The following is a 25105-nucleotide window of genomic DNA, read 5'->3' on the forward strand; positions in this document are numbered from 1 at the left end:
CTTAAAACAAAAAAAACTCGCGCTGCTGAGAACAACGCGAGGCATAATCTAGGGTATTTGAAAGGGAAAATCTTTATTTATATCAAAACATCAATAAAAAACATATAATAAAACAAATAATTCAATTAAATATCCGTTTTTACATCGTTTTCATATTCAAAAGAAGTAAAAATTATCCATTTATCAAAATAAAATCTATTTTATTTTGATAAAATAGATCAAAAACCATAAAAACAACTTAAAACCACTAGAAATCACTATAAAAATCAATATAAATATAAAAAACAAACAAAAACAACAAGAAAATCAAAATAAAAACACATAAAAAAAATATAAAAACAAAAAAAAACCTGAAATCAGATTATTTCAGGTCTCTTTGTGTTAAAAAACAAATTATTACACTAATTGCTTTTCTAATTTTTCATTTAAAACTGATTTTGGAACCGCTCCAATTTGTTTATCTACGATTTCTCCATTTTTGAAGAACAATAAAGCAGGGATATTACGAATACCGTAACGAACTGAAATTTCTGGATTTTCATCCACGTTTACTTTTCCTATCACAGCCTTACCTTCATAATCTTTAGCCAGTTCTTCGACAACAGGACCTACCATACGACATGGACCACACCATTCTGCCCAAAAATCAATTAATACGGGTTTTTCCGCTTTCAAAACAACTTCTTCGAAGTTGCTATCTGTAATTTCTAATGCCATAATCTTTTAATTTTATAAACCGAAGTTATATTTATGATACTACTTAATTGCTAAAATCAATAAACAAAGATAGTAAACAACTGTCAATGTAATTGTAATCTTAATTACACAAAATCTAATCCAAACTAATTCAATCGGTAATTAATACCTTCAAACTTGTCTATACAGTCCAAAAACTCATTCGTAAGATTTATTTTTAGACTTTTAGCTGGCATTTCGACAGAGATTTCATCTTGGGGATCCCAGATTTTAAATTTTAATTGACAATTTGGCACAACACCTTCAATCTCATTCTGTGCTAAGATATCTTTAATTCCATCCAAGAATTCTTCATTCAGTTTTGGTAAAGGAATATTAATTGTAAAACTCTTTGCCATTTTTTCACGAAGCTCTGAAAGCAACTGCACACTTCTCAGCTCAAAGCCCCAATTTCCGACCTGCCTAAAACGCTCCTGCACCAATCCACGCAATTGAACAAAATAACCTTCCTGTAAATATCCTTTTAATTTCACATACTCCTCGCCAAACACCGCCATATCATAAGAGTCACTATAATCTTCGATTATAAATGAAGCAAAGGGCTTACCATTTTTGGTCAACCGGTGGCTTGCCGAGGCTATAATTCCACCGATAACCAATTCTTTATTTTTAATACGGTTAAACTCCAGCAGAGTTTCCTCATCCACCTCAGCTGCTTTAGCTTTATTGATCAACGACAGGTCAGACACCGGATTATGGCAGAAATGTTCAATCTCAAACCGATAGGTATCCAGGGGGTGACTAGTCAGGTAAATACCAATGACATCTTTTTCGTATTTAAGCTTTTCGATCAATCCCCATTGTGGGCAAGGCGCCAGCACAGGCTCCGGCAGTTCCGCAGCCTCACCCGCACCAAACAAACTTGCCTGTGCCGAGTTTTCATTTTCTTTATAACGTTGTCCAAACCGAATCGCCTTTTCCATTCCCGTTGAATTATCCTCGGCATGAAAATACTGCGCACGATGTGTACTTTCGAAACTATCAAAACCACCGGCATACGCCAAACTCTCAAAAGCTTTTTTATTGACCGCACGTAGATCTATGCGCTTAGCCATATCAAAAACAGATTTATACAATCCAGACTGTCTCGTTTGCACAATAGCATCTACCGCACCGGCACCGACTCCCTTGACAGCACCGATACCAAAGCGAATCGCTCCACGTTCGTTGACCGTAAACTTATAGTATGATTCATTTACATCAGGTCCCAATACCTCCAAGCCCATACGCTTACATTCCTCCATAAAGAATGTCACCTGCTTGATATCATTCATATTATTGGAAAGTACCGCTGCCATATATTCCGCCGGAAAATGCGCCTTTAAATAAGCGGTCTGATAAGCTACCCATGCATAACAGGTGGAGTGGGATTTATTGAAGGCATAACTGGCAAAAGCTTCCCAGTCAGTCCAGATTTTCTCCAGCACTTTCGCGTTGTGTCCTTTCTCTTCAGCCTGTGAAACAAACTTCGGTTTCATTTTATCAAGTACAGCCTTTTGCTTCTTACCCATCGCTTTACGCAAAACATCGGCATCGCCTTTAGAAAAACCCGCAAGCTTCTGGGATAAAAGCATTACCTGTTCCTGATATACCGTAATTCCGTAGGTTTCTTTTAAATATTCCTCACAGGCATCCAAATCATATACAATAGGATCTATCCCATGCTTACGCTTGATAAAACTCGGGATATACTCAATTGGCCCCGGACGATATAAAGCATTCATCGCAATCAAATCGGCAAATACCGTTGGTTTCAGATCGCGCATATATTTTTGCATTCCCGGCGATTCATATTGGAATACACCGATTGTTTCTCCACGCTGGAAAAGCTCGTAAGTCAACACATCATCTATCGGAAATTTATCCGGATCCAAGACGATACCATGACTTAATTTAACGTTCTCAACAGTATCCTTGATAAGCGTCAGGGTCTTCAACCCCAAAAAGTCCATTTTCAATAGTCCGGCACTTTCAACGACGTGGTTATCAAACTGTGTCACATACAAGTCGGAATCCTTGGCCAAAGAAACAGGAACGAAATTCGTAATATCATCCGGTGTAATGATCACACCACAGGCATGAATACCTGTATTTCGGACCGAGCCTTCCAATACACGTGCCTGACGGATCGTTTCAGCTTCAAGTCCGGCACCCTCTGCGATTGACTTTAACCGGTTGACTGCCTCGATCTCCTCTGTTCGCAATTTCTCCTTTAGACCTGCCTCATCCAGCGTAAAGATTTTGGAAAGCTTCAGATTGGGAATCAGTTTGGCTATTTCATTCGCATCGCCCAAAGGCAGGTCGAGCACACGTGCGGTATCTTTAATCGAAGACTTCGCGGCCATCGTACCGTAAGTAATGATCTGGGCCACCTGACTTGCACCATATTTATTGATCACATACTGCATCACCCGTCCACGCCCCTCATCATCAAAGTCAATATCAATATCAGGCATGGATACACGGTCGGGATTTAAAAAACGCTCAAATAGCAAATCGTATTTTATGGGGTCAATATTTGTAATCCCCAGACAGTACGCAACGGCAGATCCCGCCGCAGATCCCCGACCAGGCCCAACAGAAACACCCATATCACGTGCTGCAGCAATAAAGTCCTGTACAATCAAAAAGTATCCTGGATATCCCGTTTTTTCGATTGTCGCCAATTCAAAATCCAGACGTTCTCGAATATCATCCGTTATTTCCTCATAGCGTTTCTCGGCACCTACATAACATAAGTGGGCGAGATATTTATTTTCCCCTCTTTTTCCCCCGTCCTCATTATCTTCTGCAACCTGGAATTCCTCGGGTATATCAAATTTGGGCAAGAGCACATCCCTGTTCAATTTAAAGACCTCTACCTTATCCACGATCTCCTGTATATTGAGAATTGCCTCAGGTAAATCTTTAAACAGGCTTTTCATTTCTTCAGAAGATTTAAAATAATACTCCTGATTGGGCAAACCGAACCGGAAGCCCCGTCCCCTCCCTTTGGGTGTGGAAAGTTTCTCGCCATCCTTCACGCATAACAGGATATCATGGGCGTGTGCATCCCCTTTCTTTTCGTAATAGGTATTATTGGTTGCTACAACTTTAATCCCATATTTACGGGCAAACCTCAATAAAGTTTGGTTGACCCTATCCTCATCTTCTTGTCCATGCCGCATGAGCTCGAGATAGAAATCATCTCCAAAATGTTCTTTCCACCATTGCAAAGCTTCCTCCGCCTGATTTTCACCAATATTTAGCACCTTGCTGGGCACCTCTCCCTGCAGGTTTCCCGAGAGTACGATCACATCTTCTTTATATTGTAGAATAAGATTTTTGTCTATGCGGGGGACATAATAGAATCCTGCTGTATAGGCAAAAGAAGCCAACTTGGCTAAGTTATGATAACCACGCTTATTCTTTGCCAACAGCACAATCTGGTAACCGTTATCCTTTCTGGTTTTATCTGTATGGTCTTCACAAACAAAGAATTCGCAACCTACAATAGGTTTTAGAATCTGACCGGTAGGCTCATGCCCATTTTCGACCGCTTCGGCATTTTGTGCCTCCACCTCTTTATTATGACTGATAACCCTAGAAACAAATTCAAAAGCCCCCATCATATTTCCATGATCGGTAAGAGCAACCGCAGGCATATTGTCTTTGACCGCAGCCGAGACCAACTTATCATACGACATGGTCGACTGTAGAATAGAAAACTGTGAATGGTTATGTAAGTGAGCAAATTTAGCTTCCTTAAGGGCGGATAGGGTATCTTCATCTACGACAACACTAACTTCGTCTGGCGTAGCGCGTTTTCTGATCTCATCAGAGGCCGCTTTAAGATTGATATGTTTAAGTCCAGCAGTAGGAACAGGACCGGGGTTACTCGTTTTGAAATCCACAAAATACCCCGTATCCACCTGAAGTTCCTCGGCCGTAAAGACCTCCCTTCTGACCAGTTCCAGAAAACAACGTGTTGTCGCCTCAACGTCGGCCGTTGCATTGTGGGCCTCAGCAAACGGAACCCCAAACAAATAGGAGTGTAATTCGGTCAGATTAGGCAGTTTATACCGACCACCACGCCCACCCGGAATTTTCAACAGATCAGCAGTCACCTCGGTACAGGTATCCAAAACAGGCATGTCCGCCATTTTGGAATCCATACCATAACGATAGAACTCACAGCCCATGATATTGAGGTCAAAACCGATGTTCTGCCCCACAACAAATTTCGCTTTATTTAACGCTGTATTGAATTTTTCAAGAGCAACCTGTAGTGGCACCCCCTGTTCTTCAGCCAATGCGGTAGATATACCGTGTATTTTTTCAGAGTCGTAGGGTATATCAAATCCATCGGGTTTAATCAAAAAGTCCTGATGTTCGACCAAATTTCCCATCTCATCGTGAATCTGCCATGCCAGCTGGATACAACGCGGCCAATTATCTGTGTCCGTAATTGGCGCGTCCCAACGCTTCGGCAAACCCGTTGTCTCTGTATCGAAAATAATATACATAAATTTCTAAACCTCTTTAATACAATACGTTAAATGTAATTAAATTTACATTTATTTGAACTTGAAATTTACAAAATTCTTAGGGAACATTCTGTCAGATTTTTGCGAAAAATAACAGCATAAAATCTGGCTTTTATCAACTATGGCAGCTGTCCGGCATCGCCAAATTCGCCGTTCCAAAAAATTAATTTACATAAATGATCCACAGCTCTTATCGGTGGCTCCCATTGCTACTTGGGCAGACCATTTGACAGCCATTCGGAATGACCACTTTTAGCATCTTCATAGGTTTAGGAAGAAAGCAAAGTATTTCAACGAAAGCTCAAGAGGTAAAAATGCATTGAATCCCACACAAACATAACAGCTATTAATATTGTATCTACTACACTATCCCGGTTATTTACTATATTTGAATTCGACTCGAATTTCTATGATTAAAGCGATTTTTTTTGATATAGACGGGACACTGTTAAGTTTCAAAACACATCAAGTCCCCGACTCCACACAGCAGGCATTTCAATTATTAAAAGAAAAAAATATAAAAGTTTTCGTTTCTACCGGCCGGTCCTTTAATCAATTAGGACATATCCGTTACCTTGACTTCGACGGTTTTATCACGTTCAATGGCGGATACTGTGTCACCAAAGATGAACAGGTTATTTATAAAAATAATATTATTCAAGAAGACATCCTTTCATTACTTGATTACGCGAAGCATCATCCCGAACTCACGTTTTCATTTATGTCAGACAAAGAGATCTCCTTAAATCAGGTTACGCCCGAAGTGCTTAGGATGTATCAGCAAGTTAACGTAAAAACCCCGCCGATACGCAACTATGAAGACAACTTTGATCTGGAATCCGTCATGCAGGTCAATGTATTTATCAACCCGGAACAAGAGGCTGAGTTTATGGAAAATGTTATGCCCAACTCTGTTGCTTCCCGGTGGACGCCCATTTTTGCAGATGTTAACCCGATGGGGCAAAGTAAAAAAGTAGGTATAGATGTTTTTCTAAAACATTTCGGTATTGAGCTTTCCGAAACCATGTCTTTTGGTGATGGAGGAAATGACATTACCATGCTTGCGCACACACAGCTTGGTATAGCTATGGGAAATGCGAATCCCGAAGTAAAGGAAATCGCGGACTATATTACCGACGATGTGGACAGCAACGGCATCTGGAATGCCTTAAAGCATTTTGGGGTTATCTAGAAATGAATTGTGAGTGTAGCGCGACAGGTATTGCTGTTGCTATTCAAGAGCAAACTATGTCGTTCTGGAAAAAGAAACTCTAGCCTATTTCGAAAATCTTCAATCAAGGTGTGCTTAAATTGGCCCTCCAGATAATGGTTTGCACGATGGCTGACCTCAAATAGCAGCACTTTTGAAGACCCTGATAGACGAACCCGGATGGGATGGGAAGACATACCATTATATCCGTTTGTTACGGCATGTTGCACCATGGGAAATAAGATCAGCGGAGGCAGCAGCAGCTCTTTTTCCGGCTGAAAACGATTTTCCCATTTGAGTAAAAAACCAGCAGGCATCAACATCTTGACCATTGCGATATATTGCGACAGCAGATCCAGCTCAGCTTCGATAGCCTGCTGTTTATCCAATTCCAAAAGCAAAAGCTTTTTTTGAAACAGCATATATTCTGTTTCTGATACCGTACCCTCCGTCAACACCTTCGTCAGCAGAAAACGGTCGCATTGACTGTTCTCAAATGACAATCTATTGGATAGCGCCATTGCCACCTCAATTCTTACAGACTTTTTACCTAGAATACGATCAATTATACCTGACATTTCTTAAATTGCTTTAGAATAAACACACAAAAATAAGGAAACATTATGTCAAATATTGCAATAGTGATTGAAGAAAGAGCCGCAGATATAGGCAATTTCTTGGTAGGAAGACTACTTCCTTTCAGACAAAAACGTATGGTCGGTCCGTTTATATTTATTGACCATATGGGGCCTGACACCATCTCCGAGCCTCACTTCATGGATATTGCTCCACACCCTCATATCGGATTATCCACGTTAACTTATCTCTTTGAGGGAAGTATCATGCACCGCGATAGTTTAGGCAATGCCGTTGAAATAAAACCCGGAGCAGTAAACTGGATGACAGCCGGAAAAGGAGTAACTCATTCCGAGCGCACGCCGGATTACCTACGGTCTACACAACATGACCTCCATGGTTTACAGATCTGGGTCGCTTTGCCAAAGGATCTTGAACAGATGGAGCCCAACTTCGTTCATATTGAAGAACCACAGCTTCCGCATTGGACCGAAGATGGTGTAAGTTATCGTCTGATTGCTGGCGAGATCAACAGCCACCGTTCGGAAGTACCGGTTTACAGCCCTTTATATCTTATTGAAATTAAAGCAGAAAAGGATTCCCGCATTAAACTGGGCGAACATCTCTATGGTGAAAGCGGTTTGTATATTCTTCAGGGCTCAGTACAGGCTGAAGGCCAGGAATTTGGTCCAAAGCAAATTTTGGTCGCAAAGGATGCCAAGTTATGTGAGTTCGAAATGAAAGCAGGCACCTCCGTATATATCTTTGGCGGTGAACCCTTCCCTGAACAACGCTACATCGACTGGAATTTTGTCGCTTCTGACATCGAAACCTTAAAAACCGCTAGGGCTAAATGGGAACAACACGAATTTCCAAAAGTTCCGGGGGATGATGGTTATATTCCCATTCCACCTGTGAATCCAACTTTAGGCCAAAGGAAGTCCTAATAAATCAATGCAACAGTTTACAACGCATAAAAAGGGCTGGAAATTTAAATTTCCAGCCCTTTTTATGCGTTGTATTAGCCTACGAATGCTCAATACCACTGACTCCCCCGGAGACAACAAGTTTCATTGCATCGGTAGGCGACATGTTTAATTTTTTAACCTTATCCGCACTAATAATAACTACCTGCCCGGCAAAAGAATAAGAATATGGAAAATAAACCATAACCTCATCGTCAAGACCTAAACTTTTTAAATCATGCTGTGTCAGAAAACCGATCTTCTTGAGCCCAAACTCATTGACGGTGACCAGCACAGGTTCATTGAATTTCTTGGCATCCCCAACAAAGGCTTCGGTAAAATCCTTAATTGACGTGTACAAGGTATTTAAGAGCGGTATTCTCTTGATCTGATGGTTGATCCAGACTTTGATCGGGTCCGTCACAAAATTCGTAAATATCACGCCAGCCAGAACAAGGATAAGGATCACAGTTAAGATTCCGATTCCGGGAATATATAAGGGATGTCCCTTTTCGTCCTGTAGAAAATGTTCTGTCAGGTTCAGCGCTGAATCAATCGATGCAAAAACCCATAAGATCAGAAAAACAGCACCCGCCAATGGCACAACAACGAGAATACCGCGAATTAAATAATTAATAAATCCCCTGAATAATTTACCGAGCATGAGTTAGAAATCAAATATATTTATACAAAAATGCAGAATATCCTTTATTATTCATAAAAATATACTCTTTTTACCCGCTGCGAAATGCTCGTCAGGAGTTCGTAAGGGATAGTACCGATAGCTTTTGCCGCGAGTTTAATATCCGGATAAACAATCACTTCATCTTCCTCTGCCACTTCGATATCTGTCACGTCAAGCATACACATATCCATGCAGATATCTCCTATTGTTGGTACAAGCTGGCCATTAACCATCATCTTGCCTACACCGTTCCCAAAACGCCTGTCATATCCATCCGCATATCCAATTTTTATCGTTGCCGTTTTGCTATCCCGATGCAATACCCCATGCCGATTATAACCAACGGTCTCTCCCGCCGCCAAGTGCTTTATTTGAGTTACATTGGTCTTCAGACTACTGACCTCCCGAAGGGGGAGATCATGCCGTTCGACGTCAATCCCATACAGTCCGATCCCGAGCCGAACCAGATCAAAATAGGCCTGCGGCCATAGTTCGATACCCGAAGTAGCGGCAATGTGGCGCAGAAAAGAATATCCCAGCCCCTCTTCAAGGCGCCTTGTAAACTGATCGAGAAGATCAATCTGCTGTTGGGTAAAAGCGTTGTCTTCTTTATTTCCGGCAGAAGCCAAATGGGAAAAGACCGACCTTACCTGCAGTATGGCGTCGGTGTTTAATTCAGTAATCAGTTTATCCACCTCATCCGGCATAAAACCGAGGCGATGCATTCCCGTATCCACTTTGATATGCACCGGAAAGGATGAAATCCCTCTTCCCTTCAGGTAATTCAAAAATGAAGAAAGTACTCTAAAGCTGTAAATTTCAGGTTCAAGATTATACTGGACGATAGATTCAAAGGTATTTTCATCAGGGCTCATCACAACAATAGGCAGTGTGATTCCAGCCCCCCTTAGATCGACACCTTCATCTGCAAAAGCCACTGTAAGGTAATCCACCCTATTGAACTGTAACAGGTTCGCAATCTCAAAACTTCCGCTCCCATAGGAAAAAGCCTTGACCATCGACATCAGTTTCACATGTTTTGGCAACAGCTGACGATAGACATTCAGATTATTCTCCATCGCATTGAGGTTGATCTCAAGCACTGTATCATGGGATTTTGCCACCAATAAGCGGCTGATCCGTTCAAAATGAAATTCCCGTCCCCCCTTTAATAAAACGGTAGAATCCTCAAATTGAAGTGACCTTATATCGTCCAAAAATGCTGTGGTACTGGTATAAGAAACCGATGGAACAGCAAATTGATCAGCGACTTGGGTTAAGATCTCACCGATCAAGATCAACTGATCCAAATGGTACTCCGAAAGTAACCGTTTCAGTTTTGACAAACTTTTCTCATCCGTTAAACTAACCCCGGGCAAATCCGAAAGAATGAGGATTTTGCGCGGATGCTGTCCCTGTTGATTTAAAAATTCAAGTGCAATTTGGAGAGCATCCAAATCGTTACTATAGGAATCATCAATAATAGAGCTGTTTTTTTTACCCTTCTTCAGTTCAAGCCGCATGGCGACAGGCTGCAGCTCTTTAATTCTCGATGCGATAACCTCTTTTTCATAGCCAAAACGCAACATTACTGCAACACAGTTGATGGCATTTTCTACATTCCCTTTATCAACAAAAGGTACCTCAACGGCAAATGTCCGTCCACCATAGAAAAGTGTGGCCACTGTAAATTTATCGTCCACCTGTTTGAGCGAATAAACCTCCAATGAGAGCCCTTCATCGTATCCCCATGAAAATTTTCGAGGACGATAAGGCAGTTGAATATCCTCTACATAACGGCTGGGAAAGATCATCGTCTCGACGTCCTTGAACAGATTTATCTTTTCATAGATCTTTTCCTTCTTTGATTCAAAACCAGCTTTATGAGCCACGCCCACATTTGTTAGCAGACCGATCGTTGGTTTTATCATATTTTCAAGCTTAACCATTTCGCCTTTTTCCGAAATGCCTGCTTCGATAATGGCAAGATTATACTGATCAGATAAGCCCCATAAAGAAAGCGCTACCCCCAATTGAGAGTTATAGCTTTTGGGACTTCGGTAGATCTTATATTCCGGGGACATCAGTTGATATAACCATTCCTTGACTATTGTCTTCCCATTGCTGCCAGTGATCCCAATGACAGGAAAGCTAAACTTCTGCCGATGATAAGCCGCCAATACCTGCAAGGATTCGAGGCTGTCGTTGACCCATATCAAATTTGCATCCGGAAATAACTGTTCCTGTTCTTCATCAATTTGCAGGACAAAGTTTCTTACCCCCTTATCATAGGCCTCTTTGATATAATGATGGCCATCCCTACTCTTCTGCAGCGCGAAAAACACACCGTTATCTGCCTGAACAATCTTGCGGCTATCATAAAATAAATGTTGGACTAAAGAATTGGGATCCGTGATAAACGTGCGATTAGGATGTAAAATCTGGACGATTTCCGATATTTTGTACATTCTCCTGGTATTTTGATTGGATCAAAACTGAACATTTTTTTAGTTATTTCATATTATTTTTGAAATTTTGACAATATGTTTGACGAAGATAGAAAAAACAAAAAGATACTGACCCCCGGTCAGGCTAAGTTAAAAGCTGAAAGCTATTGTGCTTATCAGGAAAGATCCCAGCAGGAAGTAAGGGACAAACTCTATAGCTGGGGGTTACACGAGGCAGACGTTGAAAATAGTATAGCGAATTTAATTGCAGAAAACTTTCTGAACGAAGAACGCTTTGCCATCGCCTATTGCAACGGTAAACTACGCATGAAAGGCTGGGGGAAAATTAAAATCAAACAAGCGTTAAAAGGAAAGCGTGTTTCAGAACAGCTGATAAAAATTGCTTTCAAACAGATCGACCCCGATGAATATGAGAACATCTTGGAAAATATTATTGACAAGAAAATTCGGGAGATCAAAGACAAAGATTCGTTCATCGTCAAGAACAAAGTCTATCAATTTGCCCTCTCCAGAGGATTTGAAAGCGATCTAATTTTTTCTATACTGAATTCAAAGGAGTTATAAAAAACAACAAAATAAAGTAAATAAATATTTTGCAATATTAATTTTTCGCTCTATATTTGCATCACCAAAAAGGAACACGAGGTTCTTTTTAAAGTTGAAATAAAAATTCCATGCGAAAATAGCTCAGTTGGTAGAGCACAACCTTGCCAAGGTTGGGGTCGCGAGTTCGAATCTCGTTTTTCGCTCACCTGCCTAGGTGGTGGAACTGGTAGACACGCAGGACTTAAAATCCTGTTCCCGTTAAGGGAGTGCGGGTTCGATTCCCGCCCTAGGTACAAGAAAGCCCATCAGTCGATGGGCTTTTCTTGTTTATGGCAACAGGTACAGTAAAAATCCGTAAACGAGGCTCAAAAGTATAAGCTGCAGCATTCCTATCCGATATCTAAATAAGAGAAAAATTGAAATAGCTACCCAAAGTAACGCCTTCCAGTCTAAATTTACCGAACCGGACGTTGTTGGAAACAAAATTCCCTGCCCTAGATAAAAAGCTAAATTAACAATCACACCTACTACAGAAGCGGTGACCAAGGAGAGTACATACTGGATGGCTTTATTTTTTTGAGAGCGTTCGATAAGCGGCGCACCGATAAAGATCAATGCAAAATTGGGCAAAAAAGTAAAGTAAGCTGTAGCCGCCAGACCTACCGCAGCCATTGCATAAGAGTGGTCAAAATGATTAAATCCGGCCATAAATCCTACATAAGCCAACACGATAACCAATGGCCCCGGCGTTGTTTCGGCCAATGCGAAACCGTCTATCATTTGTGTCTTTGTCAGCCAGAGAAATTTTTCCGTCACCAAATTTGCAACATAGGGAATAACGGTATAAGCCCCCCCGATTGTAAAGTACGCCGATTTTGTAAACAAGAAAGAGAGATCTTTCCAAAATGCGGTGTCGGGCATAAACAGATATAGCGCAATAAATGGCCCCAACCACAACAAAAAAAACACAAAAAACTGAACGCAAATCTTACGTACGGAAATTAACGGCACCGTCTCCAGGGAATTGACATGTAAGGGTATGAGCTACCCAATTAAATCCGTTAAAGAAGCCGATCATCTTCCATTTAAGGCATAAAAAAAGCGATATATTTATAAAATATCTCGCTTTTCATTCAGGAAAAAGATCCTGATAATTTATTTTTTATCCAAGATAGTTACTTCCACTCTTCGATTTTTTTGACGTCCCTCTGGTGACTTGTTATCACCAACAGGATTTGACTGGCCAAAACCTTTTGCTGTAATACGAGACTCTTGTACACCCGAATCTACAAGGAACTTTTTTACGGAAGCAGCACGTTTATCAGAAAGCCATTGGTTATACTCGACAGTGCCGGTAGCATCTGTATAGCCGTCAACTTTAATTTTATTGTCGTTCTCTTTCAGGATTAAGGCCAGCTTACTTACTTCAGCCTTTGCTTTTTCAGATAAATAGGAAGAATTTGTTGGGAACAATAGATCCGACGAAATACTGAATTTAATTCCTTCGTCAGTCCTTTTCGCATCATTAAAGTCCTTTTTCACATTTTTCAAACCATCATCAGTTCCATCTTTTGTGACAACAGCTCCAGGATTTACTACAATAGCCTGTTGTTTACAAGAAAATAATGATAAACCTGCACATACGGCCAATAGTCCCAAATTAATTTTTCTAAGCATCGTTTTTAACGTATTTATTGTCGATTTAAACAGGGTAAATATAAGGAAAAAAGACCAGAAAAGGAGCTCCTTTCCGTTCATCGGATCGTAACAAATCTATTTCTTCAAATATACCATATCCAATGTCTTTTTAATTTCAGGAATTTGCTCATACAGCTTCCAGATCAGGCCTGAATTGGCATTTTCAATCATTACAGCTATCGTGGCCTGATTTCTCGCCCGGTAACTTTCAGAAACATCATTATTTTTGAGATCGATCCAAGCTCTGAATCCATATTGTGTAAACAGAACATCTGCATACTCCTCATAAAATTTACGCAAAGCTTTCAGACCGATTTCCTTTTCAAAGGGATAGGAGGCTATTGAAATAGCCGGATTTACAAAATATCCCTGGTCCTGGTAAGCATTATCCACTTGTTCAACACCCCAGATATCCGTAAATCTCGTCCCGATATTCAATTCATTGTCTCTCCGTTTATAGGCAAGTATATAGTCTGAGAGGTACTTTTTATAGTCCACAAAATTATCCACCTTCCCATTCGGATTCATGATCAAAAATGGCCGATAAACAGACATCAACGATTCCGTCAGATTACCTCCAGCAATACTTTTAGCAAAAATCACCTTATCGTCCGAATAAATGGAAACGGGTACATTCCCTATGTTACCGATCAGGGGATTGCTACTTATGGTTTGCGCAAGAGAATCAATCAACTTTGTCCTTATCTCCGGTACCAAAGCGCTCAATTCATCACTAAAATCTATTCCGTCTGCATGTTTAGTTGCAAATCCATTTGTGTAAGCTGAAGCAGCCAAAGGATGTGTTGGAGACGACATGGCAAGCACATAAGTACTAAGACTCTCGTTAAACCCGCCCAATTGACGGGATCTCGCCGTAGTATCTATAGGAGACCACTTGTTCCAAAGAACATCCGAGTTATTTGGATCAGTAAAATACCTCCAATTAATTCGTTCCCATAATGCCGTAATTGATTTCCGTAGGGATTGCTCCTGCGGATCATCTTTACTGAAGTATTCGCGGGCGATCAATAATGACTCCATCAGATGTGAAGTACCTCTTACATCATAGGTCGGTACAGAATCACGATAGTAAGGCACCCCCAATCTCCCATCATAGAAGGCAGTAAACACGCCCTGATGATTTTGCGCCGCGCTCAAAAATTTCACCATCCGTGTCATCCGTGCCAACAAAGCCTGTCTCGATATCAGTTGGTTTTCAGCAGCAACAAGTAAACCCAGGATAGCATAGCCAGTTTCATTGGTTGAAACTATAGCCTGACGATTTCCACGGTCAGGAAGGTACATCCCACTGTTCACATCATAATTATCAATAAAATAATTCACGTGGGCATTGCGAATAAAACTTAACATTTCCGCATCGGTTCCCTTTTTGGTCTGTATTTCCTTTACATCTGAAAATGGAGATTCTACGTAATTGTAATCCACCCAGGCTATTTTATAATAATAGCTTTTATTATACTCGTTCACCCTGTCGAGACATTTCTGCACATAAATCGGTAAGACTGCGATTGGCTGATAATTCAGCTTATCTTCGGATCTATAAATTTTCACGTAGCGAATACTCGGAGTTAATGGCAATTGCCATACAAGTTCAACCTGTTTGTCCACCGCACCTATTTTAGACAAGATAGCAGCCGATGATAGCTTAACCTTTGGGTAGTTTTTCGGGAGGAACTCGATTTGATCTATAAAAAGCTGATGCGTAATGGTACCGGTACCATTTTGTTCAAGTAGCAACGAAGACACCGCCTTTCCCGTGACAATTCCTTCAAATTTTGACACAGGAATAGAAACATTGAGCCAGGTATCATACGCAAAGTCATCAATGTAATAACTAATATCCAATGCATTGGAGCGCACATCATTTTGTTGTAGGGCAACTTTAGGCAACTGCCCCTTTTCAGTATTACTTTGGATGAATAATTTAAATGTTAAATGATCATCCTTGGCAATCATATACTGAAATTTCTGCTTATCATTTAATATACTGGTCTCCCATTTTCCATTTGGAGAAGAGACGTAACGTAGGGAAAGTGAATTCCCCGGAGTAAAAAACAAGCTATCTGAAACCGGAAGGCTGTGATTCACATTTTGTATCCAGGACTCGCCTGTATAATGTGCCATGCTTTTCGCATAACTTCCATTAATTATACTATTATCAAACAGTACCTCCGGATAGCTTTCTGATCTGGCAAGTATGGGCGAAATCAATAGAAAAAGAAAGTAAAAGTATTTTTTCAGCATAAGTCAACATTTTTCACAGGCTTACAATCAAAAACTAAGCCACCACAATGATTATAACGCAAATGTAACAAAGGATTTCCAATGATATTGTATGCTCAAATTTTAATTTCGGAAAAAATGCGCTAAATTAGCCCCCTGAATATTTTCATAAAATAGATATATGAAAACCACTTTTGATTTTGAAAAGCCAATTGCAGATTTGCAATTGCAGATTGAAAAGGTAACACAAGTTGCCGAAAAAACTCAAGTTGATATGAGCGCAACCGTTCGTGAACTTGAGGAAAAACTTGCTTCTACGGAAAAAGAAATATACAGCAATTTAACAGGATGGCAGAATGTTCAAATGTCACGTCATCCGGATCGTCCACAGACCTATGATTATATCGAAGCAATCTGCGATGAGTTTATCGAATTGCATGGTGATCGTACGGTAAAAGACGACAAGGCGATTGTAGGCGGCATGGCCTCCATCGATGGCAATCCCGTTATGATCATTGGTCATCAAAAAGGTAAAAACACCAAAGAGCGTCAATACCATAATTTTGGCATGGCCAATCCGGAAGGTTACCGTAAAGCATTGCGCCTGATGAAAATGGCTGAAAAATTCAATAAGCCAGTCATTACATTAATCGACACCATGGGTGCTTACCCGGGTTTAGAAGCTGAGGAGCGCGGACAAGGTGAAGCTATTGCACGCAACCTAATGGAAATGGCTGTACTTAAAGTTCCTATCATCTGTGTAGTCATAGGTGAAGGTGCTTCGGGCGGGGCCTTAGGTATCGGAGTAGGCAACCGTGTATATATGATGGAACATACTTGGTATTCCGTTATTTCGCCAGAATCTTGCTCTTCGATTTTATGGAGAAGCTGGGATCACAAGGAAAAAGCAGCGGAAGCATTAAAACTAACTTCCACTGATATGTTGGGCAACGGATTAATAGATGGAATCATTCCTGAGCCATTGGGCGGTGCTCATCAAGATCCAGCACAGGCAGCAGCTCATCTGAAAGAACAATTATTGAAAGATCTAGCTGAATTGACAGCAAAAGACAGCGATACATTGATCAAAGAACGTATTGACAAATTCAGTAATATGGGCGTTGTCACGGAATAATGTGACTTGCTCTATTTCTCACAATAAAAAAAGTCGGCAGCTGTTGCCGACTTTTTTTATTTTAAAACACCCCGTTTCTTCTATAAAAGCGAAAAGCCTAAACAAAATCGCTCGATTCACAATCAGATTCCTGCCATTTCAAAACAAGAAGCCGTTCTTCTAAAAAAATAAAAGCGTAATTTATAAACTGTTACAAAATATTTAAACAAAAAGAACAAAAACATTTGGACACAATCACATCTTTTTATACCTTTGCATCACTTTCAAAAACAGAAAGGATTCCGTAGCTCAGCTGGTAGAGCAATACACTTTTAATGTATGGGTCCTGGGTTCGAATCCCAGCGGGATCACAAAAGAAAAGCTAATCACGAGATTAGCTTTTCTTGTTTAAGGGAATTAGGATTCGAACATGGGGCCGGCCGAGTTCCATTTTTAATCATGTGTCAGAACCACCTCCAAAAACTTAACGGCCTCCATCCCAACAATATTTTTTACATGGAGTTCCATTGACTGCTTTCCGGCCGGAATATCTATTTGTCCGAGCATAAGGGAGTTTCCATAGCTGCTTTTAGGCGATGCCGGATCAATGGTGAAGTTGATTTCTTTTCCGGCTATTTTTAAAACCATATCCCCGCCTGTATTTTCCACATCCTTGACATAGCGTACCGCGACTTTAAACCGCGCAGATTTCAACACATTAATATCCCATCCGAGATACTGATTGCTATTTTTCCATCCGGATACATAGTAACGGTCTCTTTTTCCATCCCCGAATTTCATCGGTTCTCCATATTGTTTTGCATAAAATGACAATAAACGATTTTCCGCAATTTGCACATCAACGTATATCAGACCATTAGATTCAGGCGCAACGCTATCCCGCTTTAACTGAACAGCAATAACTTCGTCTGCCCAATCATCTCCTATTTGATCCAATGGAATATGGAGTCCGGCAGTATCTGAAGTATGACCTTTGATCCTTCTCTTTGAAGACAGTAGAGAAATGGATTTAACCGCCATCGTAAGTCCACCTACAGTTAATCTCTCTCCTTTCGGCTTTTTAAAGACATGCAAATACAAAGTGCTGTTTCTTTTTGTGATCACTCCCCATTGTTGACGCGATAAGGGCGAAGGCGTCACATCGACGACACTTTCCTTATTCTTTGCCATCCATGTGGCTATTCCTTCCAAAATAGTCACATCAGCTGCATCAATGCTACCATCGCCTTTCGGGCCAATATTCATTAGGATATTTCCACCCATAGCAGTGGCTTTGGCCAACAATTGGATAAAATGTGCCGCTGGTTTGTGATTTTTATCCGTCGAGGAATAGCCGTATGAATCATTCGTCGTGGGAATAGCCTCCCAATAAGCTCCTGCAGGGACGGGATAAAACTCTTCCGGTCGATCAGCAGTATTCAAATAATCACCGTAATTCCGGTCACCTGTGCGCGCTAATCGTCCGTTAACAACGATAGCGGGGTCAGTATCCCGGATTGCTTGCAGAATTCTTAAATTCTCGGATAACGGCAGCTTATGCGGTGTATCGAACCAGAGCAAATCGGGATGATATCTATGGATCAGCTCTTTTATTTGCGGAATCGCCTTTTCATCGACGTAGCGTTTTGCTTTAGGCAACCATTCCGGATGACTGTCAAACCAATTTGCTCCTCCCAGCAATTTGTCCCCACCCGGGTTATCATAATCCCAGTCATTTCCCGGTGCATCGGGATGCTCCCAGTCGAATGCATGAGAATAATAAAATCCGAATAACAAACCATGTTTATGGCAAGCTTGTGCCAGTTGCATCAATGGATCCTTTTTTAATGCAGTACTCTTTATCGAATAAACACTAGCATATTGTGATGGATACATGGCAAAGCCATCATGATGTTTCGCGGTGATCATAAAATACTTCATACCGGCATTTTTCGCCAAGATTACCCATTCTTCAGCGTTAAATTTTTCGGGATTAAATCTGGCGGCAGAATCCAGGTATTCCTGACGAGGGATTTGCATGACACGCATAAGATGTTCGGCATACCCTCCTCCTTTTTTCCCCTTCCAGACATTACCATATTGCGAATAAACACCCCAGTGAACAAACATGCCAAAGGTGGCCTTTTTCCATTTTTGAACACGCCGTCTTTGTCCTGTTACAGATTGCTTCCACCAGCCTGTCTCCGCAGCTGATATCGCAAGACTGTCCCTTGCAGTAGGATCATTAAACATCGCTGCTGCTTCATTTCCCCTATTGGCATTTTTAACCTGCCCAACGCCCACCATCACAGCTGCTGAAAGCACTAAAACAAGGCAATACCTAGTATTGATCATAAGTTTCGATATTATAATTGTCTCTTTAAGCCGAACGCAAGCACAGAGAGGCGTATGGTTCAACTGTAATCATGTATACTATTGCCAAAAATAACTTAAAACGAAATGAATAAGGTGTAATCTTTGTTCATTTTAGGGTAATAAGCACATAAGTCAAAAAAGATAAAACCTATCCAGCCCTGCACTGTTTATCTTATATTATAAACTTAAGGACGCATGAGCAATTCTTCAGATTATTGGCATGTTCAAACCGGGTCGAAAGGCAACACCAGTGAAATCTTTATCAAAGTCACCAAAGACGGTCAGTATATTTTACACGGACAAGTACCCTTTCATTTGCAATACATCATTCCGGATCCTCTGGGCCCCAAACCGTCAGACCCTTTGCTGTTGTGGGCAATCGGCCAACAAACCATTTTCGAGATGGTAAACATGCTTCCATGGAATTTCAGCATGGGCTCAATAGGTACGCTCAAAAATTGCATCTTGACATTTACTGTTTCTAAAATGTTGTCTCTTTGGCCTATTTTTATTCCAAGGAGATACAAGCTATCGGTATTTATATAATATTTGTTTAAAATTTATTTTAAAATCATGGAAAAGCTAACTGCAAAAGCAAGCATTCAGATTCAAAAACCCGTCCATGAAGTTTTTGAAGCCATCGTTGATCCGAATAAAATGAATCATTATTTTATTAAGTCCTCAACTGGACGATTAGAGACCGGGAAAACCGTAGAATGGACTTTCCCCGAATTCCCCGACAGTTTTCCAGTAACCGGAAAAACAATTCACCCGGACAGCTATATTTCGTTTGACTGGAGCGGTGGGATCGCCAACCAGCTGGTTGAAATCAACCTGTCTGCCTTTGGGGAAGACGCTACCGTCGTCAAAATTACGGAACATGAAATGAACAACGATCAAGATGGCATTTTGATCATGATGCGACAAACGGAAGGATGGGCAAACTTTCTGGCTTGCATGAAGGCTTATCTCGAATATAATATCAATCTTCGAAAAGGTGCATTTGATTTTATGTTTTAACAACAATTAGGGCGATGGCGGTAAACAAAACTTCCTATACAGAAAAGAATGTAAATGACTTTATTCAAGAAATATCGGATGTGCAAAAAAGAGAAGACAGTATCCGGCTTATCCATCTGATGCATTCCGTCTCAAATGAAGCCCCAAAGATGTTTGGCGGATCCATCATTGGCTTTGGACAGTATCATTATATATACGCGAGCGGACACGAAGGTTATGTGCCTTTGATAGGCTTCAGCCCGCGAAAAGCGGCGATCTCGCTTTATGTGTATACCGGACTTGACGAACATAGACTACTGGTGGAAAAATTGGGTAAATTCAAACAAGGAAAAGCCTGTATTTATATTAAAAAACTAACTGATATCAATACGGATCATCTGACCACATTAATGCAGGAGACTATCCAATTTTTATCAACAAAATACACAAGGATCAAGGATCAGGAATAATAGTATGACAAGCAGCATTTCAACAATCGACGCGTATATAAACCAATTTGAGGGGGATAAGAAAGCATATCTCATCCAGATCTACAAACTTATTGCCGGGATGGTCCCCACCGCGGCCACAGAAACCATTTCCTACCAGATGCCTACCTTTCGATTGAATGGCAATCTGATTCATTTTGCCATGAATAAGCAGCATCTCGGAATATACCCGGGGCCGGACGCCATTGAACATTTCGCTCCCCGGCTCAAAGCTTTCAAAACAACAAAAGGCGCCATTCAGATTCCCATAGACCAACCCATACCCGAAAAAATCATTCTGGAAATTGTTGCCTTCAATATCGAAAAACTCAGAGATAAGCAAGGTCCCAACTGGCATAAAAACCGTGGGAATTGGCTGCAAGCAGAAGAAATGATGCAACAGATCATGTTAAAAACCACACTGAAAAAAGAATTCAAATGGGGAAGTTACGTTTATACACACAAAGGAAAGAATGTTATCGGATGGGGCGGTTTCAAAAACTTTTTCTCCCTCTGGTTCTATAACGGCGTATTTTTAGAAGATAAGGAAAATGTTCTGATCAGTGCTTCAGAAGGAAAAACCAAAGCACTCCGCCAATGGCGTTTTAAGGATGTGAATGAGATGGATAGTGCCAAAATTGAAGCGTACATCCAAGAATCTATTCAAACTGTTGACGAAGGAAAAGAAATTAAACCGGTAAAAAAAGAAGTTATCCCTCCATCCGGTCTGTTACAGGAAGCGCTTCGTTCAGATAAGGTATTTCATGAGCATTTCAATGCCTTAACTCCCGGAAAACAAAAAGAATATATCCAATATATTAGCGAGGCTAAACAGGAAAAAACTAAATTATCCCGCCTGGAAAAAATCAGGCCGATGATTATTGCCAATAAAGGATTAAATGATAAATATAAATAATGAATTTCAACCAAAAAATATACGCATATGGGAAATTCTATTATACCGTCGATCTGGTTTGATCAAAATGCGAAAGAGGCTTTTGATCTATACTGTCAGACCGTTTCAAACAGCCGTGTAACCGGCAACTCCCCGATCGTTGTCGAGACTTCCGGAGCCGGAGAAGCGCTGATGAAGATGAAAAAAAATCATTATAAAAGATTTAACAGGATAAACTTATCAGCCAATGGCCAAGCGCTTATGCTTATAATGTGTATAAAAAAAGGGGATAACGATCATCCCCTTTTCTGTATCAGCTAAGCATTGACCTGCAATGCCAGTGCATATAATTTCATTTGTTTGATCATCGACAATAAACCGTTAGCACGGGTCGGCGACAAATGCTCTTTTAACCCTATTTCATCAACGAAATACAGGTCTGCATCAACAATTTCTTTTGCCGTATATCCAGACAGTACTTTGACCATCAGACTAACCAGACCTTTGGTGATAATTGCATCACTATCAGCCGTGAAATACACTTTTCCGTCTTTGACCTCAGGATACAGCCATACCTTGGACTGGCAGCCTTTAATAATATATTCTTCTGTCTTATATTGCTCATCAATTAAAGGAACCTCTTTCCCAAGCTGAATGATGTACTCATATTTTTCCATCCAATCGGTAAAGAAAGCAAAATCCTCAATTAATTCATTTTGTATTTCATTAATTGTCATAACCATTTTTATTACACCAACATATTGACAGCACGCTGAATGCCTGCCACCAAGATATCTATTTCTTCTTTTGTATTGTAAAGTGCCAATGAAGCCCGAATTGTGCCCGAAATACCAAAACGGTCCATTACAGGCTGTGCACAGTGGTGACCGGTTCGCACCGCTATTCCCAATTTATCCAAAATTACACCTACATCATAGGGGTGCGTACCTTCGATAATGAATGAAATGACGGAGCATTTTTGGTCTGCGGTGCCGATAAATTTCATTCCAGGAATCTGGGACAATTTTTCCAAGGTATAGTCCAACAGCTCGTGCTCATAAGCTTCGATATTCTTTAAGCCGATTGAATTGATATAGTCAATAGCTTCGTTTAAACAGATTCCAGCTTCGATATTCGGTGTTCCAGCTTCAAATTTAAAAGGCAATTCATTATAAGTTGTCTTTTCAAAAGTCACCTCTTTGATCATATCACCGCCACCCTGATAAGGAGGCATCGCATTCAATAACTCTTCCTTACCATACAACACACCGACACCTGTCGGCCCGTACATTTTATGTCCAGAAAACGCCAAAAAATCAACATCAAGATCCTGCACATCCACCTGAATATGCTGAACAGCTTGTGCCGCGTCAACCAGGACAACCACTCCCTTGCCATGTGCGATCGAGATCATCTCCTTCACCGGGTTGATCGTTCCCAATGCATTGGAAACGTAGGTTACTGCAACCAGCTTGGTCCTTTCATTGAATAAATTTTGGTAAGCTTCCATATCAAGCTCCCCCTTGTCATTCATAGGGATAACACGGATTTTACATCCTTTCTCATCGCAGAGCATCTGCCAGGGAACAATATTGGAATGGTGTTCCATCGCAGAAATGATGATCTCATCTCCTGCATGTATAAATGCCCTTCCATAACAAGTTGCTACCAGATTGATGCTGTCAGTCGTACCCTTGGTAATGATCACTTGTTTATCTTCGGGGGCATTGATAAAAGATTGAAGCTTTTTACGGGTAACCTCAAAAGCATCCGTTGATATCTGGCTCAGGTAGTGAACACCTCGGTGTACATTACTGTTCATATCCGTATAATAATGTGCAATGGCATCTATTACCGCCTTGGGCTTTTGTGTCGTCGCACCATTATCCAGATAAACCAGGGGTTTGCCATTCACCTCTCTTTTTAGAATAGGAAAATCTGCCCGTATTTTATCTATGTTATATGTTTCCAAAGTCGTCTCCATAATTTATACAAAGTTAATAGTATTTTATCGAATACGGGCTGAGCAATCTGTTTTTTATGTCATTATCAATTGCCCAAGCCGGCTGTCCCCCGCAATATAACGTGGCTCAATCCGGTTAAAGAAGCTCCTTTTATCCCCTTTTACCATTTTAAACAATTCTCTCATGCTTTTATAATTTATTGACGCTATTTATTTACCTTTGTAATGATATGCAAGAATTACCTCTAAATTTACCAGAAGGCTCACGTAAAGAAGTGATGGCCTACTTGGAGCCTTTCATGTTAAATGAAATGAGCGAATACCTGAAGCCTGTAGAAGAAATGTGGCAACCCGCTGATTTCCTTCCAGACGCTTCAAGGGATACGTTTTTTGAGGAAATAAGAGATTTACAGGAAAGTGCCAAAGAACTTTCGTATGACTTGGTCGCGGTATTAATTGGCGATACAATTACCGAAGAAGCGCTTCCGACCTACGAATCGTGGTTGACTATGGTCGAGGATGTCGATAAAAATGAACAAGGTGGATGGATGAAATGGGTTCGTGCCTGGACTGCCGAAGAAAACCGCCACGGGGATCTATTGAATAAATATCTTTACTTATCCGGAAGAATAGATATGCGTCAGTTTGAGATGTCCACACAATATCTGATACAAGATGGTTTTGATATTGGGACTGGTGCTGATCCTTACCGTAACTTTATCTATACCTCATTCCAGGAACTTGCCACCAACGTATCCCACCGTCGGGTATCGGGACTTTCCAAAAAAAGTGGCGATAAGCTTCTAGCGAAGATGTGTGGTGTCATTGCATCGGATGAAGCACGTCACGCCAAGGCCTATATGTCTTTCATATCAAAAGCCCTGACTGTAGACCCTAGCGAAGTGATGATAGCTTTTGAAGATATGATGCGTAAGAAAATCGTTATGCCGGCACAGTTTTTAAGAGAAGCAGGCGAACCTCAGGGTGACGCCTTTGCCCATTTTTCAGATGCTGCACAGCGATTAGGCGTATATACCGCTTTAGATTATGTTGATATCTTGAAAGAACTTAATAATGAGTGGAAGATTGATCAAGTTTCAGGACTGAATGATCAGGGAGAAAAAGCAAGAGACTATCTCCTCAAATTACCGGATCGTCTTGCAAGATTAGCAGATCGCATGAAGGTTCCCGAAAAAGAATATAAATTCAAATGGATATATGGATAAACAAAAAAGCCTGGTTATTTCTAATCAGGCTTTTTTGTTTACTCCTTGCCTCCTTAATTTCTGCGGCAGTCTTATTCTTATACCTCGGGCCTTATATATACGTTAGGAAAATGGGAAATCTTAGCACAAGAATTACTAGACTTCTCCAAATGTCCGCAGTGCTTTGAAATTTTTATTTACACATAACACCTACGCCATTATACAACAAAATATAAATAATAAAATTTATTACATGTAAATATGTTACAAATAAGCCGATAAACACACACATACATTAATTCCCCTGAACAGAGTCCGAGTATCCCCCATGATTCGACTATCTTTCGACTATACTTCGGGACATATTTGGCCCTCCTCCGCCCCTGAGAGC

21 protein-coding genes and 3 tRNA genes are annotated in these 25105 nt (G+C 40.7%); 13 read left to right on the top strand and 11 right to left on the bottom strand.

Going from position 1 to position 25105, the window contains the following annotated elements; translation table 11 throughout:
* Window positions 1–396: 396 nt before the first annotated feature.
* Both trxA and dnaE read right to left on the bottom strand, forming a co-directional pair.
* A complete protein-coding gene (trxA, locus tag D7322_RS22620) occupies window positions 397–717 on the bottom strand; it encodes a thioredoxin (protein ID WP_121126481.1) in 321 nt (106 codons plus the stop codon).
* A gap of 125 nt (window positions 718–842) precedes the next feature.
* Complete coding sequence (dnaE, locus tag D7322_RS22625; protein ID WP_121126482.1) at window positions 843–5261, bottom strand: DNA polymerase III subunit alpha; 4419 nt, start codon at window positions 5259–5261, stop codon at window positions 843–845.
* Window positions 5262–5691: 430 nt separating this feature from the next.
* On the opposite strand from dnaE, the gene D7322_RS22630 reads away from it, so the two are divergent.
* Window positions 5692–6474 (top strand): Cof-type HAD-IIB family hydrolase, encoded by a 783-nt coding sequence (locus D7322_RS22630; protein ID WP_121126483.1) that lies wholly within the window; start codon window positions 5692–5694, stop codon window positions 6472–6474.
* Here the strand turns inward: D7322_RS22630 and D7322_RS22635 are convergent.
* Window positions 6471–7070 carry a hypothetical protein gene (locus D7322_RS22635; protein ID WP_121126484.1) on the bottom strand — a complete coding sequence of 200 codons (600 nt, stop codon included), beginning with the start codon at window positions 7068–7070 and terminating at the stop codon, window positions 6471–6473. The two genes, D7322_RS22630 and D7322_RS22635, sit on opposite strands and share 4 nt — an antisense overlap.
* A 45-nt stretch (window positions 7071–7115) precedes the next feature.
* On the opposite strand from D7322_RS22635, the gene D7322_RS22640 reads away from it, so the two are divergent.
* Complete coding sequence (locus tag D7322_RS22640; RefSeq protein ID WP_121126485.1) at window positions 7116–8015, top strand: pirin family protein; 900 nt, start codon at window positions 7116–7118, stop codon at window positions 8013–8015.
* Between the two features lie 79 nt (window positions 8016–8094).
* On the opposite strand, the gene D7322_RS22645 is transcribed toward D7322_RS22640, so the two are convergent.
* The gene (locus D7322_RS22645; RefSeq protein ID WP_121126486.1) at window positions 8095–8697 is read right to left on the bottom strand and encodes a DUF502 domain-containing protein; all 603 of its coding nucleotides are present in this window, start codon (window positions 8695–8697) and stop codon (window positions 8095–8097) included.
* A gap of 47 nt (window positions 8698–8744) precedes the next feature.
* Window positions 8745–11186, bottom strand: a complete 2442-nt coding sequence (locus tag D7322_RS22650) for a bifunctional UDP-N-acetylmuramoyl-tripeptide:D-alanyl-D-alanine ligase/alanine racemase (protein ID WP_121126487.1) — start codon at window positions 11184–11186, stop codon at window positions 8745–8747.
* 75 nt (window positions 11187–11261) lie between these two features.
* On the opposite strand from D7322_RS22650, the gene D7322_RS22655 reads away from it, so the two are divergent.
* From D7322_RS22655 to D7322_RS22665, 3 genes are all read left to right on the top strand, one after another.
* A complete protein-coding gene (locus D7322_RS22655) occupies window positions 11262–11750 on the top strand; it encodes a regulatory protein RecX (protein ID WP_121126488.1) in 489 nt (162 codons plus the stop codon).
* 112 nt (window positions 11751–11862) lie between these two features.
* Window positions 11863–11935: transfer RNA gene (locus D7322_RS22660), tRNA-Gly, on the top strand.
* Between the two features lie 5 nt (window positions 11936–11940).
* Window positions 11941–12025 (top strand) — tRNA-Leu (locus D7322_RS22665).
* 34 nt (window positions 12026–12059) lie between these two features.
* Here the strand turns inward: D7322_RS22665 and D7322_RS22670 are convergent.
* The 3 genes from D7322_RS22670 to D7322_RS22680 all read right to left on the bottom strand — a co-directional run bounded on the left by D7322_RS22670 (window position 12060) and on the right by D7322_RS22680 (window position 15695).
* The gene (locus D7322_RS22670; RefSeq protein ID WP_121126489.1) at window positions 12060–12653 is read right to left on the bottom strand and encodes a chromate transporter; all 594 of its coding nucleotides are present in this window, start codon (window positions 12651–12653) and stop codon (window positions 12060–12062) included.
* A 234-nt stretch (window positions 12654–12887) separates the two neighbouring features.
* Window positions 12888–13409 (bottom strand): OmpA family protein, encoded by a 522-nt coding sequence (locus tag D7322_RS22675; RefSeq protein ID WP_121126540.1) that lies wholly within the window; start codon window positions 13407–13409, stop codon window positions 12888–12890.
* A gap of 96 nt (window positions 13410–13505) precedes the next feature.
* The gene (locus D7322_RS22680; protein WP_121126490.1) at window positions 13506–15695 is read right to left on the bottom strand and encodes a glucoamylase family protein; all 2190 of its coding nucleotides are present in this window, start codon (window positions 15693–15695) and stop codon (window positions 13506–13508) included.
* A 160-nt stretch (window positions 15696–15855) separates the two neighbouring features.
* Between D7322_RS22680 and D7322_RS22685 the strand changes: the two genes are divergently transcribed.
* Both D7322_RS22685 and D7322_RS22690 read left to right on the top strand, forming a co-directional pair.
* Window positions 15856–16809, top strand: a complete 954-nt coding sequence (locus tag D7322_RS22685) for an acetyl-CoA carboxylase carboxyltransferase subunit alpha (RefSeq protein WP_121126491.1) — start codon at window positions 15856–15858, stop codon at window positions 16807–16809.
* A 277-nt stretch (window positions 16810–17086) separates the two neighbouring features.
* Window positions 17087–17159: transfer RNA gene (locus D7322_RS22690), tRNA-Lys, on the top strand.
* Window positions 17160–17241: 82 nt separating this feature from the next.
* On the opposite strand, the gene D7322_RS22695 is transcribed toward D7322_RS22690, so the two are convergent.
* Window positions 17242–19143 (bottom strand): alpha-L-fucosidase, encoded by a 1902-nt coding sequence (locus tag D7322_RS22695; protein ID WP_121126492.1) that lies wholly within the window; start codon window positions 19141–19143, stop codon window positions 17242–17244.
* A 216-nt stretch (window positions 19144–19359) separates the two neighbouring features.
* Between D7322_RS22695 and D7322_RS22700 the strand changes: the two genes are divergently transcribed.
* The 5 genes from D7322_RS22700 to D7322_RS22720 are packed head-to-tail and all read left to right on the top strand — an operon-like array spanning window position 19360 to window position 21867.
* On the top strand, window positions 19360–19710 hold the full coding sequence (locus tag D7322_RS22700) for a hypothetical protein (RefSeq protein WP_121126493.1): 351 nt from the start codon (window positions 19360–19362) through the stop codon (window positions 19708–19710).
* A 27-nt stretch (window positions 19711–19737) separates the two neighbouring features.
* On the top strand, window positions 19738–20184 hold the full coding sequence (locus D7322_RS22705; RefSeq protein WP_121126494.1) for an SRPBCC domain-containing protein: 447 nt from the start codon (window positions 19738–19740) through the stop codon (window positions 20182–20184).
* 14 nt (window positions 20185–20198) lie between these two features.
* Window positions 20199–20633 (top strand): DUF1801 domain-containing protein, encoded by a 435-nt coding sequence (locus D7322_RS22710; RefSeq protein ID WP_121126495.1) that lies wholly within the window; start codon window positions 20199–20201, stop codon window positions 20631–20633.
* A gap of 4 nt (window positions 20634–20637) precedes the next feature.
* On the top strand, window positions 20638–21567 hold the full coding sequence (locus tag D7322_RS22715; protein ID WP_121126496.1) for a DUF1801 domain-containing protein: 930 nt from the start codon (window positions 20638–20640) through the stop codon (window positions 21565–21567).
* Between the two features lie 27 nt (window positions 21568–21594).
* Window positions 21595–21867: a VOC family protein gene (locus D7322_RS22720; RefSeq protein WP_121126497.1), complete on the top strand. Its 273-nt coding sequence runs from the start codon at window positions 21595–21597 to the stop codon at window positions 21865–21867.
* Here D7322_RS22720 and D7322_RS22725 read toward each other — a convergent pair.
* Together D7322_RS22725 and D7322_RS22730 are read right to left on the bottom strand one after the other, a co-directional pair.
* Window positions 21864–22283 carry a SufE family protein gene (locus tag D7322_RS22725; protein WP_121126541.1) on the bottom strand — a complete coding sequence of 140 codons (420 nt, stop codon included), beginning with the start codon at window positions 22281–22283 and terminating at the stop codon, window positions 21864–21866. The genes D7322_RS22720 and D7322_RS22725 overlap by 4 nt on opposite strands.
* 11 nt (window positions 22284–22294) lie before the next feature.
* Entirely contained in the window at window positions 22295–23530 is a 1236-nt protein-coding gene (locus D7322_RS22730) for a SufS family cysteine desulfurase (RefSeq protein ID WP_183078813.1), read from the bottom strand.
* Window positions 23531–23739: 209 nt separating this feature from the next.
* Here D7322_RS22730 and D7322_RS22735 point away from each other — a divergent pair, with 209 nt between their 5' ends.
* Complete coding sequence (locus D7322_RS22735) at window positions 23740–24735, top strand: acyl-ACP desaturase (RefSeq protein WP_121126498.1); 996 nt, start codon at window positions 23740–23742, stop codon at window positions 24733–24735.
* The last annotated feature ends 370 nt before the right edge of the window (window positions 24736–25105 follow it).

Origin of the sequence: Sphingobacterium puteale (assembly GCF_003627955.1) — a bacterium.
Classification (GTDB): domain Bacteria; phylum Bacteroidota; class Bacteroidia; order Sphingobacteriales; family Sphingobacteriaceae; genus Sphingobacterium; species Sphingobacterium puteale.